This window comes from Rodentibacter genomosp. 1 (assembly GCF_001999285.1).
Lineage (GTDB): Bacteria > Pseudomonadota > Gammaproteobacteria > Enterobacterales > Pasteurellaceae > Rodentibacter.
This window is the reverse complement of record NZ_MLHN01000008.1, coordinates 71,391-83,678: the sequence shown is the minus strand read 5'-3', so window position 1 is coordinate 83,678 and position 12,288 is coordinate 71,391. Positions and strand designations below refer to the sequence as shown.

The 12,288-nt window shown below is 40.5% G+C and carries 12 protein-coding genes and 1 pseudogene; 3 read left to right on the top strand and 10 right to left on the bottom strand.

Annotated elements, in window-relative coordinates; translation table 11 throughout:
• Nucleotides 1-39 precede the first annotated feature (39 nt).
• Together BKK54_RS04525 and rnb are read left to right on the top strand one after the other, a co-directional pair.
• Nucleotides 40-828: an enoyl-ACP reductase FabI gene (locus BKK54_RS04525; protein WP_077541924.1), complete on the top strand. Its 789-nt coding sequence runs from the start codon at nt 40-42 to the stop codon at nt 826-828.
• 63 nt (nt 829-891) lie between these two features.
• On the top strand, nt 892-2,871 hold the full coding sequence (gene rnb / locus BKK54_RS04520) for an exoribonuclease II (protein WP_077541922.1): 1,980 nt from the start codon (nt 892-894) through the stop codon (nt 2,869-2,871).
• A gap of 180 nt (nt 2,872-3,051) precedes the next feature.
• On the opposite strand, the gene BKK54_RS04515 is transcribed toward rnb, so the two are convergent.
• The 4 genes from BKK54_RS04515 to modA all read right to left on the bottom strand — a co-directional run bounded on the left by BKK54_RS04515 (nt 3,052) and on the right by modA (nt 7,107).
• Complete coding sequence (locus tag BKK54_RS04515; RefSeq protein ID WP_077542053.1) at nt 3,052-4,380, bottom strand: L-cystine transporter; 1,329 nt, start codon at nt 4,378-4,380, stop codon at nt 3,052-3,054.
• Between the two features lie 101 nt (nt 4,381-4,481).
• Entirely contained in the window at nt 4,482-5,537 is a 1,056-nt protein-coding gene (gene modC, locus BKK54_RS04510; RefSeq protein WP_077541920.1) for a molybdenum ABC transporter ATP-binding protein ModC, read from the bottom strand.
• Entirely contained in the window at nt 5,524-6,252 is a 729-nt protein-coding gene (gene modB, locus BKK54_RS04505; RefSeq protein WP_077541918.1) for a molybdate ABC transporter permease subunit, read from the bottom strand. Before modB ends, modC begins: the two co-directional genes overlap by 14 nt.
• Nucleotides 6,253-6,342: 90 nt before the next feature.
• Complete coding sequence (gene modA, locus BKK54_RS04500; RefSeq protein WP_077541916.1) at nt 6,343-7,107, bottom strand: molybdate ABC transporter substrate-binding protein; 765 nt, start codon at nt 7,105-7,107, stop codon at nt 6,343-6,345.
• 124 nt (nt 7,108-7,231) lie between these two features.
• Between modA and BKK54_RS04495 the strand changes: the two genes are divergently transcribed.
• Nucleotides 7,232-7,999, top strand: coding sequence for a TOBE domain-containing protein (locus BKK54_RS04495; protein WP_077541914.1), 768 nt, complete (start codon nt 7,232-7,234; stop codon nt 7,997-7,999).
• A gap of 44 nt (nt 8,000-8,043) precedes the next feature.
• Here the strand turns inward: BKK54_RS04495 and BKK54_RS04490 are convergent, their stop codons facing one another.
• The 6 genes and pseudogenes from BKK54_RS04490 to BKK54_RS04465 all read right to left on the bottom strand — a co-directional run bounded on the left by BKK54_RS04490 (nt 8,044) and on the right by BKK54_RS04465 (nt 12,246).
• Nucleotides 8,044-9,051 carry a DUF1266 domain-containing protein gene (locus BKK54_RS04490; protein ID WP_158074613.1) on the bottom strand — a complete coding sequence of 336 codons (1,008 nt, stop codon included), beginning with the start codon at nt 9,049-9,051 and terminating at the stop codon, nt 8,044-8,046.
• A gap of 91 nt (nt 9,052-9,142) precedes the next feature.
• A complete protein-coding gene (locus tag BKK54_RS04485) occupies nt 9,143-9,430 on the bottom strand; it encodes a hypothetical protein (RefSeq protein ID WP_158074612.1) in 288 nt (95 codons plus the stop codon).
• A 56-nt stretch (nt 9,431-9,486) separates the two neighbouring features.
• Nucleotides 9,487-10,041: a TorD/DmsD family molecular chaperone gene (locus tag BKK54_RS04480; RefSeq protein WP_077541908.1), complete on the bottom strand. Its 555-nt coding sequence runs from the start codon at nt 10,039-10,041 to the stop codon at nt 9,487-9,489.
• Nucleotides 10,038-10,649 (bottom strand): NAD(P)H-dependent oxidoreductase, encoded by a 612-nt coding sequence (locus tag BKK54_RS04475; protein ID WP_077541906.1) that lies wholly within the window; start codon nt 10,647-10,649, stop codon nt 10,038-10,040. Before BKK54_RS04475 ends, BKK54_RS04480 begins: the two co-directional genes overlap by 4 nt.
• The gene (locus tag BKK54_RS04470; RefSeq protein WP_077541904.1) at nt 10,646-11,101 is read right to left on the bottom strand and encodes an NfeD family protein; all 456 of its coding nucleotides are present in this window, start codon (nt 11,099-11,101) and stop codon (nt 10,646-10,648) included. Before BKK54_RS04470 ends, BKK54_RS04475 begins: the two co-directional genes overlap by 4 nt.
• Nucleotides 11,102-11,330: 229 nt before the next feature.
• Nucleotides 11,331-12,246 (bottom strand): annotated as a pseudogene (locus BKK54_RS04465) (SPFH domain-containing protein).
• Between the last annotated feature and the right edge of the window lie 42 nt (nt 12,247-12,288).

Sequence of the window (12,288 nt, the reverse complement as noted above, 5' to 3'; positions counted from 1 at the left end):
TAATTCACACAATTTTTCATTCAACCAATAGGAAAAAATATGGGTTTCTTAACAGGTAAACGAATTTTAGTCACCGGTCTCGCAAGCAATCGTTCCATTGCTTACGGGATTGCAAAATCAATGAAAGAACAAGGTGCGGAACTTGCTTTCACTTATCTCAACGAAAAATTACAACCGCGCGTAGAAGAATTTGCCAAAGAATTTGGTTCTGATATTGTACTTCCTTTAGATGTGGCAACCGATGAAAGTATCCAAAACTGCTTTGCCGAATTAAGTAAACACTGGGATAAATTTGACGGTTTCGTGCACGCCATTGCCTTTGCGCCGGGTGATCAATTGGACGGTGATTATGTCAATGCCGCAACCCGTGAGGGCTACCGTATTGCTCACGATATCAGCGCATATAGCTTTGTGGCAATGGCGCAAGCCGCACGCCCTTATTTAAATCCAAATGCTGCATTATTAACCCTTTCTTATTTAGGGGCAGAACGTGCTATTCCTAACTACAATGTCATGTGTTTGGCAAAAGCCTCATTAGAAGCGGCAACTCGTGTAATGGCTGCGGATTTAGGTAAAGACGGTATCCGTGTTAATGCGATTTCTGCAGGTCCAATCCGCACCTTAGCTGCATCAGGCATTAAAAACTTCAAGAAAATGCTTTCTGCTTTTGAGAAAACTGCCGCATTACGCCGTACAGTAACCATTCAGGATGTGGGTAATTCCGCTGCGTTTTTATGTTCTGATCTCGCCTCAGGTATTACCGGTGAAATCGTTCACGTTGATGCCGGTTTTAGTATCACCGCAATGGGCGAATTAGGCGAAGAATAATTTTCGTCTCATTTATTTTGGGCAGACTTATTGTCTGCCTTTTCTCTTTTTTGAAATATAACTATGTTCCAAGACAATCCATTACTCGCACAACTCAAACAACAAATTCACGAAAGCAAAGAGCGTGTAGAAGGTGTAGTGAAAAGCACCGACAAAGCCTATGGCTTTTTAGAATGTGATAAAAAAACTTATTTTATTGCGCCGCCTGCAATGAAAAAAGTGATGCACGGCGACAAAATTACCGCCACGATTGAAAAACAAGGAGATAAAGAACAAGCCGAACCGGAATCTTTGATCGAACCTATGCTGACCCGTTTTATTGCCAAAGTGCGGTTCAATAAAGACAAGAAATTACAAGTGTTGGTCGATCACCCAAGCATTAATCAGCCTATTGGTGCACAACAAGCCAAGTCTGTAAAAGAAGAATTGCAAGAAGGCGATTGGGTTGTTGCTAGTCTGAAAACCCACCCCTTGCGTGATGATCGCTTTTTCTATGCCACGATTAACCAATTTATCTGCCGTGCAGATGACGAATTTGCACCTTGGTGGGTCACACTTGCCCGTCACGAACAATCGCGTTATCCGGTACAAGGTGCCGAGCATTATGAAATGCTTGATCAACAAACGCGTGAAGATTTGACTGCACTTCATTTTGTTACCATTGACAGTGAAAGCACACAAGATATGGATGATGCGCTCTACATTGAGCCTGTTGAGCAAAATGGTGAGCAAATCGGTTGGAAACTCGTGGTCGCCATTGCCGACCCAACAGCTTATATCGCGCTTGATTCACAAATCGAAAAAGATGCGAAGCAACGTTGTTTCACCAATTATCTCCCCGGTTTTAATATCCCCATGTTGCCGCGTGAGCTTTCCGATGAACTCTGCTCATTAATGGCAAATGAAACCCGCCCTGCCCTTGTTTGCTATATTGAAACGGATTTACAGGGCAATATCACGGCAAAACCGTATTTTGTTTCCGCTTATATACAATCAAAAGCCAAACTTGCCTATAACAAAGTTTCTGATTATTTAGAACAAATACCCAATGCGTGGCAACCGGAAACCACTGAAATTACCGAGCAAATTCATCGCTTACACCAATTTACATTAGCACGGATCAACTGGCGTAAAACCCATTCTCTATTATTCAAAGAAAAACCGGATTATTCTTTTGTACTGGCTGAAAATGGTAAAGTACAAGAGATCAAAGCGGAACACCGCCGCATTGCAAATCAAATTGTAGAAGAATCGATGATTATTGCGAATATTTGTGCGGCACAATTCTTAAATGAGCAGGCTCAAACCGGTATTTTCAACACTCATAGCGGTTTTGATAAAAAATTCTTGGAAAACGCCCACCATTTCTTAATGGCAAATCTGGCTAACGAAGAAAATCAAGCAGAACTTAATGAGCGTTATTCTACGGAAAATTTATCAACGCTGAATGGCTATTGCCAAATGCGCCACGATATCGAACCGATTGAAGGCGATTATCTTGAATTACGCCTGCGTCGCTATTTAACCTTTGCTGAATTTAAGGCTGAATTAGCACCGCACTTTGGTCTGGGTTTGGCAGGATATGCCACCTGGACATCACCCATTCGTAAATATTCCGATATGGTGAATCACCGCTTAATCAAAGCCGTACTCACACAGCAGTCTTGCCAAAAACCACAAGACGAAGTATTAGCACGCTTACAAGAAGCCCGCCGCCAAAATCGATTGGTAGAGCGTGATATTGCCGATTGGTTATATTGTCGCTATCTTGTCGATAAAGTAGCTGAAAATGCAGAATTTGATGCTGAAGTGCAAGATATTATGCGGGGAGGACTACGGGTTCAATTGTTAGAAAATGGTGCCTCAATGTTTATTCCAGCCTCTACCCTTCATAATAATAAAGAGGAAATCCAAGTAAATACCGATGAACTCGCCCTCTACATTAAAGGTGAGCGTATCTATAAAATCGGGGATATTGTTCGGGTGAAACTCACGGAAGTGAAAGAAGCTACACGGAGTATTGTTGGTTCCGTGGTGATCTAGCATAAAAAATGGCGTTTTTCAACGCCATTTTTTACAACATTATTTATCACTACAAAAAGGGGAATTCAGGGAGACCATGCTTGTCCCAATATGTAGCATATAACGGACACCCTCAGTGTGCCCCCACTAGTAAATAGTAAACTCATCTTTGTGTCGTGGTTACCCTATCGGGTAAATTATTTATTCTTTTAATTTCAACCATTTACTGCTTAATGTTCCCGCTGTCATTGCACCGTTTACATTTAATGCGGTACGTCCCATATCAATAAGCGGTTCGATTGAAATCAATAAACCGACTAATTCAAGCGGTAAGCCTAAGGTTGAAAGCACTACGATCGCAGCAAAGGTTGCACCACCGCCCACACCGGCAATACCAAAAGAAGAAATCGCCACCACTAAAACAAGTGTGGCAATATAACTCACCGTAAAAGGATCGATACCTACCGTAGGTGCAATCATAACCGCTAACATCGCTGGATAAATCCCCGCACAACCATTTTGCCCAATTGTCGCCCCAAAGGTCGCTGAGAAATTGGCTATAGCCGGATTATTGCCAAGCTTATCCGTTTGCGTTTCAATATTAAGTGGAATAGTTGCAGCACTTGAACGAGAGCTAAAGGCAAAACTCAATGTCGGCATCACTTTTTTATAATACTGAATCGGACTAATACCGGATAAGAAAAGTAATAAGCCGTGAACAACAAACATCAAGAAGATAGCAATATAGGAAGAGATAATAAAACTTCCTAGATTCAAAATATCCGCCCATTTTGAAGTTGCCCCCACTTTAATCATCAAGGCAAATACCCCATAAGGCGTTAAACGAATCACAAAACGCACTAAACGAGCCACTAATTTATTAAGTGTTTCCACACCTTGTGCAATGCGATCACCCAATTCTTGATTTTCTTTACGCAAACTCAACGCCGCTACGCCTAAAAATGCAGAGAAAATCACCACACTAATAATTGAAGTTGGATTTGCCCCCGTTAATTCAGCAAAAGGATTCTTTGGAATGAAAGAAAGTAGCATTGCCGGCACACTTAAGGCATTAATTTGATCCGCACGACCTAATACTCGGGTTTGGGCTGCAAGCTCACGTTCACCGGCAACTAAGCCTTCTGCCGTTAAACCGAATATTTGTACCATAATAATACCGATAAACGCAGCAATTGCAGTAGTGACAAGTAATACGGAAAGCACGCTAAAACTGATTTTCCCTAAAGAACGAGCTTCATTTAATCGGGTAATTGCCGATAAAATTGAAACAAAGACCAATGGCATCACGATCATTTGTAATAAACGAACATAGCCGCCACCTACAAGATTAATCCAATCTAATGCGGTTTTAATCGTTCCTTCATCACCAATGTTTTGTAGCAATGCGCCAAAACCTAAACCAAGAACTAACCCAATAAAAACCGTTTGTCCCAATTTTTGTGTTTTTTTGTAAAGATAGCCTAACAGCACAAGAATCAGTGCAAAAATGGCTAAAGTAAGAAATAACATATTCATATTCTCCAATAAATTCGGTGGCAATATTAGATAGACTTCCGAATAAAAGATCTAATCGTTTTTTGTTATAGCTTATAATTTTATGGAATATCGTTTTAAACGACGGAAACCGCTTTAATTTGTAGATAGGCATTCATACCCACCCTAAAGCGTAATTCATTTTGTGCCCATTTGCTGATACTTACCCAAATCTTATGCCCTTCAATTAATACCGCAATATCCACACGAGAATCCTGTATATCAATTTGTTCAATTTGACCACATAAAATATTGCGAATACTGGTTTGTTGCGGTTTCTGCAAGGCGATTGACACATCGGAGCTATAAATACAAATGCGAACAAAGTCTCCCACTCCCGCATTCATTTGATGAATCCAAAGTGATTGTCCGCCAAGTGAAAGTGCGGTCATTTTATAAGGCGGATGATGCAAATGCACGGGTAAGGCTAAAACGCTACTCTGTTCATTTTCCCCTTTCCAAGGGGCGAAAATCGTACTGTTCCAAATTCGTTCCACTGAATCACAGGCTCTGACTTTCCCATTTTCCATTAATACTACCCGATCTGCGAGTCGTAATAATTCCTCTAAACTGTGTGTGACATATAAAATGGGAATATGAATTTCTTGAGAAAGCCGTTCTAAATAGTGCATTAATTCCCGTTTACGGGGTAAATCCAAGGCTGAAAGAGGTTCATCCATCAATAATATTTCCGGATCGGTGAGTAATGCACGTCCAATGGCAACACGCTGTTTTTCCCCCCCGGAAAGGGTGAGCGGGTAACGTTTCAGTAAATGATTAATGCCAAGTAATTCGACAATATAATCAAATTCCTCTTTTGAAACATTTTTCACGCCATAACATAAATTGCCTTTCACTGTGTAATGAGGAAATAAGCGGGCATCTTGAAATACATAACCGATTTTACGCAAATGAATAGGCACGTTTTGTTGCGTTTCAGTGTCAACCAAAGTGCGGTCATTTAATCGAATAAACCCTTCATCAGGCTTTGTTAGCCCGCTTACTAAATTAATTAAAGCAGTTTTCCCCGCACCGGATAAACCGAAAATAGCCGTCACCCCTTGAATAGGAAGTTGCAAATTTGCCTCTAACGCTAATTTTCCTAGTTGTTTCTTAATATTAATTTGCAACATTGCCCTGCCCTAATTGTTTCTGCATACGTTTACCCAGCCATTCTGAGGCAAGTAATGAAATGAATGAAAGTATAATTGCAAATATACACAAACGTGCTGTTTGCGCTTCGGCTCCCGGTGTTTGAATGAAAGAGTACATCGCAAGAGGAATAGTTTGAGTTTCACCGTCAATATTGGAAACAAAAGTAATGGTTGCGCCAAATTCTCCTAATGAACGGGCAAAGCCTAATATCAATCCGGCTAATACGCCCGGCAGAGAAAGAGGAAAGGTGATCGTAAAAAAAACACGCCATGGAGAGGCACCCAAGGTTTGTGCTGCCTGTTCAAGCCGCACATCAATATTTTCAAGGGAAAGACGAATCGCCCGAACGACTAAAGGAAAAGCCACCACCGCAGAGGCAAGTACCGCCCCTTTCCAACTAAACCCAAAAGACACGCCAAACCATTGATAAAGATACCGTCCGATAACCCCATTTCTCCCCATTGCTACCAGCAATAAATAGCCGATCACAACAGGCGGCAACACCAAAGGCAAATGAATAATGCCACTCACTAAGGATTTACCATAAAAATTTTTACGTGCGAGAAGCCACGCAACGAAAACCGCCAGAGGTAAACTCCAAAGCATCGCATTAAACGCCACACTTAAACTCAGGCGAATGGCGTTGATTTCTAAGGGACTGAGATTAAATAGAGAAAGAAATTGAGTAGGCAAACTGTGTTTCCTTATCACACGAATATTTTTCTTAAAGAGTCATAGGATTTTAACAAAAAGGGCAAAACCTTGCCCTTTCTTTCATTCAATTTATTTCACGGAGAAACCGTAACTTTCTAACACTTTTTTCGCGTCATCAGAGCCAAGATATTTTAAGAAATCACGTGAATCTGCATTGTCATGCTCTTTTAAAAGAGCCATCGGGTACACCACCGGTTTATAACTCTCCGCAGGAAATACGCCCACCGTTTTCACTTTTTGGCTCACTTTCGCATCGGTACTATACACAATTCCATAGGGGGTTTCAGCCCGTTCCACCAAAGCTAACGCGCCACGAACATCTTTTACTCGAGCTAAACGCTCTTTAACCTTATCCCACAAATTCAGTTTAGTTAAAGCTTCTTCCGCATATTGTCCTGCCGGCACATGTGCAGGATCGCCAACGGATAAATAACTATCTTTTAAGGCATCCAGCCACTCACCTTTGGAAATCTCCACAGCATCGACCGCACTTTTCAGCGGAGCAATTAATACTAATTCATTCCCCGCCAAGGTTTTTTCCGTTTCTTTCACCGTTAAATTTTTCTCAGAAAGATATTTCATCCATTTGTTACTGGCTGAAACAAAAATATCCGCAGGAGCACCCTCTTCTACTTGTTTTGCCAAGGTTGAAGAGGAAGCAAAAGAAAACACGACCTCATTTTTAGGGTTTTGTTTCGCATAATCTGCTGCAATCTGCTGCAACGCATCGGTCATTGAGGCAGCAGCAAAGACGGTGACTTTCGCTGAACTCATCGAAGAAACACTTAAGCCAACAACAAAAAGTGCGGTTGAAATTTTAGTTAATTTTTTCATCATTTTCTCCTATGTTAAACATCATTATCTACTAAATTATATATCGAAATAAAAAATAGCGATACGTGAAAATTTGGTTTTATCATAAAATATATAACGCTCCGTTGTTATAAAAGGAATCCTTATGAAAAATACTGAAATTTTACTCACGATAAAACTGCAACAAATGCTTTTTATTGATCCCAAACGGGTTAGCTTACTCAAAGAAATTCAGCAATGCGGTTCAATAAATCAAGCGGCAAAAAATGCCAAAGTCAGTTACAAAAGTGCATGGGATCATCTTGAGGCAATGAATAAACTCAGCCCTAGCCCGTTACTCGAACGCAATACAGGGGGAAAAAATGGAGGTGGTACGGTTTTAACAAATTATGCCAAGCGCTTACTCCAACTTTATGATTTATTAGAGAAAACCCAAGAGCATGCCTTCAAAATTTTACAAGATGAATCCATACCTCTCGATAGCCTACTTACCGCCACTGCACGCTTTTCTTTACAAAGTAGCGCACGCAATCAATTCTTCGGCAAAGTGGAACGTCAACGAATGATGGATTCTCGTTATATTGTAGATGTAAAGGTTGAGGGATTACCCGTCCTCTTACAAGTCTCTATTACTACAAAAAGTGCCTCACGTTTAAAATTAATGACAGAAAAAGAAGTGATGCTGATGTGTAAAGCACCTTGGGTGAAAATGACGACACAGCCTTTGGAAAATCAAACAAATCAATTTCCCGTGACCATCAAATCACTCAATGAGGAAGAATCCATTTTAATTTTCGATGATAGCGGAATGGAATTTTGTGCAACAATCACTCAACCAAATCAATGGCAAATTGATCAACAAATTTGGTTGCATATCGATCCGGAACAAATTATTTTGGCGACATTAGAATAAATTTTTGATAAGAAAAAACGGCTGAATATCAGCCGTTTGTTTTTTTAGTTTTCTTCATTATCAGGAAGTGAATCAAAATAGGTTCTTAATTCATCCAACGATGTGCCGGCAAGCGGACTATGCGGCGAGGAAATATATTGAGAAACAGCATAAACACGCTCTTGCAACATGTTGTATGCCAAGCTCGGTTTGGCATCATATAACCATGCGAGGTAGCTCACTAGGTAGGAATAGCCCAATTCATTCCAGTTGGCATAATTTGCTGCGGTAAACTCTGCCACATTACGGGAAATGGCACGCACTTCATCCGCCTCAATATAACCAGCAACATAACTATTACGCGCTATCCAAATTGTGCGAACCAAATCGAAACCAGAAACATTAATTTTCGCCGCATCAATTCCTTTTATATCAAAGCCCACTTCTTTCAATGATTGAATTAAATCCTCAGCGTGTGGATAAGCCATGATTGCCGTATCCGCTCCTTCAAGCGCACCGTTCCATAATCCGCTAATGGTTTCTCGAGCCTCTTCTGCGCTGTTAATATCCCAAGCGGTGGAAAGGGAAGATTTTACCGTTGACTCCGCCTCATTATAAATACCATAGAAATCATTTAGGGCAAGTGCATCGCTATACTTCACTTCCTTTTCAGGACGAATAAGAGGATCTTTTTTCAATACACCCTCGCCATCATCTTGCAAAACCTGTGAGCTTTCATAAAAACCATACACTAAAAATGCATATTTTTCTTCGTCATTCTGTAATGGTACTTTAGGTTCCGGCATGGTTAATAAGCCAAAAAATGGCTCGCCGATTTTTTGCTTCACCGCAGAAATATGCACCCAGCCCATAAATAATTTGCCTAAGCCAAAAAGGGCTAATAAAACAATGCCACTCCATAAGATCCATGCTTCTCCGGAAAGCGGAACAATATTTAAAAACGTGTTAGCAATGAGTGCCACGCTAAGTAACACTAAGACCACACCTTTTGCTTGCGAAACTCTTCCCTTTTTTAAATCCTGAGATTTTAATTCTGATGCAATGCTCATCATATTTTCCTTATTTTGATTAAACATTAAATAAACATTATATTTATTCTACAAAGCAAAGCATTTTCAGTGTAATTGAATATTTATTAAACAATCATTTTTTATTTCGTTTTAATTTCTTACAAAAATAACGCCATAACTTCGGGCAAAGCACATACCATTGGAAATAAAAAGCACCGATAGCAACAATGCCCATTAGCCCAGCCACAACCGGATTAAAGGAACTGTTGCCACCAAAACCGAAGAGGGAAAAAACAACAAAGACAAAAGAACCAAAGGGAAAAGTCAGGTAAAAAAGCAAAAGGAAATAAGCGATATAGGCTTCCCCATCATGCTTATCCCCATTTTCAATAATCATATAGAAATATAAAAATAGAACCATTACCGTCCAAAGAAAGAGCGGTATAAAAGCAAAGACTTTTTTCCACTTAGTCATCATTATTCTTCCAACTCATCCGCCATCGCCGCTAAAATTTCACGGGTTAAATAGGCTAAAGAACGATAAAACGGCAAAGTAGCATAGGTTTCTACTTGAGTGAGAAATTTTGCAGCGCAAGGCAATAAAAAAGCTTCAAAAAGCGCTCGCTGGGCAGAAATGGAATCAACATTATCTTCTAACCAAGAAGCCGTTAGCAAAAGTAACGCAAAATGATCCGCACTTTCCAGTTCCGGCATACCGCGTTCATTACGAAAAGCGATAAAATCCGCTAAATCAATATCATAAGCTGAAATTGCTGTAGTGACATGATCTTCCGATCCAAACAATTTTTGGTATTCTTCATTTAACAAGGTAAGGTCAATTTTTAACTGGAGATTACCTAACGCGGCTTGACTTTCCTTATCCGCGTCTAACGCCCACACTTGGTTTAAGCCTTTTTGTTGCAACCAATCAAAAACACCGGCAAGTCCCGGATCGGTCGGAGCACGATAAAATAAATTGCCAAATAAACGGCTAACTAAAGAAAAATTATTCAGTGTTTTTTCAGTACTCATACTACTTTTCCATTTAAAAGTGCGGTCAATTTTTCCTGTGTTTTTTGCTCAACGACATCAAGCATTGCACGGCGCGCTGCATCATCAATTAAATGAAGATCGCCAAATAACTCATAGGTCACATTTTCAATGCCACAGTAATTAAACAAACCATTCACGAGGCAATGATCAAGGGATTTATCAATACCAAATTCTTTATACTTCTCCACATTACTACCAAGCGTGATGAATTGTTGCATTTGCTTCCCTTTCAGCAAACCAACGGATTCTCCATTTTCGGTTTTATAAGCAAATCCATGGCTTAACACCCTATCTAAATAGCCCTTTAAAATCGCTGGAAACCCCATCCACCAAAGGGGGTAAACAAGGGTGATTAAATCCGCTTGGCGAATCAGGTCATGTTCATATTTCACTTCTTCGGGAAGAATGCCACTATTCACGGCTTTTAGCTCTTCAAAAGAAATGATCGGATTAAAATCCAAGGTATAGAGATCACGAAATTGGGTTTCCACGCCAAGGGTTTGGCTGGTTTTCGCCACACAATCCGCCACTGCCCGCCCAAAGCTACCTTTAGAATTCGGATGTGCAAAAATAATAAGATGATTCATTCTGTTACCTTTTCAACAATCAGCGTGATACCTTCCACACGCACAACTTTTACAAGATCATTCATGGCGAGATGTTCGCCTTGAATACGCCAAGTGGTATCGCCAAACGCACCACGTCCAATACCGTTTATAGCGATTTCCTGCACGATACCCTGCTTACCAACCATCGCATGATCACGCTGATTTAAGGAGGTTTTAGCCTGATCCTGACGATCTTTATTATGCTGATATTTCCACCAAGCGAACGATAAAATACAAGCTAAAACGCCATAAAAAATCGCTAATCCGACTAGCGAAAAAGCAGGAAAAAGAAATTGCACAAGTGCTGTGACTAAAGCGGCCAAGCCCCACCAAAGTAAAAATACGCCGGGAGCGACCACTTCAGCAATCAATAATACAAAACCTAAAACCAACCAATGCCATAATGTCCATGCGGTCAACCATTCTGCCATATTGCCTCCTCTGATGGAAAAAGTGCAGTCAATTTCAACTGCACTTTGAAAAGTTAACGATATTATGTAGCAGTTGCACAAATCTGTTTTTTGGATTAGCTTGTAGGGACACACTCAATGTGTCCGAATGAAATAATTTGATTTTATAACGGACACTCTCGGTGTGTCCCTACCTATCTTTGAAATTTTTATTTTAATGCACTTTCTACATAGTATCGAAAATTAACGTTTAAACTTTTTTATCGCCTTTTAATAATTCCGCAATACCTGCCACAGAACCGATTAAGTTGCCTGCTTCTAACGGCATTAGTACCACCTTGCTATTTTGTGCACCACCAATTTCTTTTAAAGCTTCCGTGTATTTTTGTGCAATGAAATAATTGATCGCTTTGGTATCACCACTTGCGATGGCTTCAGAAACCATTTGTGTAGCCTTTGCCTCCGCCTCTGCGGCACGTTCTCGGGCTTCCGCCTGCAAGAAAGCTTCTTGGCGTTCCCCTTCAGCTTTTAAAATACGTGCTTGTTTTTCCCCTTCTGCCCGTAAAATTTCCGCTTGTCGAATCCCCTCGGCTTCTAACACTTCCGCACGTTTATTCCGTTCGGCTTTCATTTGCGCATTCATGGAATCGAGCAATTCACGAGGCGGACGAACATCACGAATTTCAATACGGGTTACTTTGATCCCCCACGGATTCGTTGCTTCATCAACAATCGCAAGCAAACGACCGTTAATGGAATCACGTTGTGATAGCATTTCGTCCAATTCCATAGATCCGAGTACGGTACGAATATTTGTCATGGTTAAATTAATAATCGCTTGTTCAAGATGATTCACTTCATAAGCGGCACTGCGTGCATCAATGACTTGGACAAAGCACACCGCATCAATAGCAACATTGGCATTATCTTTAGAAATGACTTCTTGTGAAGGAATATCCAACACTTGTTCCATCATATTAATTTTGCGACCGACACGATCCACAAAAGGCACAACGATATTCAAACCCGGCATTAATGTGCGTGTATACCGCCCAAAACGTTCAATCGTCCAATTTATATCCCTGTGGGACAGTTTTAATCGTTGAAAATAAGATAACAATAATGAGCGCAAGAAAGACGAATGTCGCTAGGGTTAATCCATCCATTTGATGTTCTCCATCTGGTTTTAAACGAAAAAAGTCTAACAA

Excerpts from the sequence above, each read along its gene's own strand:
- BKK54_RS04525 (WP_077541924.1), top strand. The coding sequence starts at position 40 with ATGGGTTTCTTAACAGGTAAACGAATTTTAGTCACCGGTCTCGCAAGC.
- rnb (WP_077541922.1), top strand. The coding sequence starts at position 892 with ATGTTCCAAGACAATCCATTACTCGCACAACTCAAACAACAAATTCAC.
- BKK54_RS04515 (WP_077542053.1), bottom strand. The coding sequence starts at position 4,380 with ATGTTATTTCTTACTTTAGCCATTTTTGCACTGATTCTTGTGCTGTTA.
- modC (WP_077541920.1), bottom strand. The coding sequence starts at position 5,537 with ATGTTGCAAATTAATATTAAGAAACAACTAGGAAAATTAGCGTTAGAG.
- modA (WP_077541916.1), bottom strand. The coding sequence starts at position 7,107 with ATGAAAAAATTAACTAAAATTTCAACCGCACTTTTTGTTGTTGGCTTA.
- BKK54_RS04495 (WP_077541914.1), top strand. The coding sequence starts at position 7,232 with ATGAAAAATACTGAAATTTTACTCACGATAAAACTGCAACAAATGCTT.
- BKK54_RS04490 (WP_158074613.1), bottom strand. The coding sequence starts at position 9,051 with ATGATGAGCATTGCATCAGAATTAAAATCTCAGGATTTAAAAAAGGGA.
- BKK54_RS04485 (WP_158074612.1), bottom strand. The coding sequence starts at position 9,430 with ATGGTTCTATTTTTATATTTCTATATGATTATTGAAAATGGGGATAAG.
- BKK54_RS04480 (WP_077541908.1), bottom strand. The coding sequence starts at position 10,041 with ATGAGTACTGAAAAAACACTGAATAATTTTTCTTTAGTTAGCCGTTTA.
- BKK54_RS04475 (WP_077541906.1), bottom strand. The coding sequence starts at position 10,649 with ATGAATCATCTTATTATTTTTGCACATCCGAATTCTAAAGGTAGCTTT.
- BKK54_RS04470 (WP_077541904.1), bottom strand. The coding sequence starts at position 11,101 with ATGGCAGAATGGTTGACCGCATGGACATTATGGCATTGGTTGGTTTTA.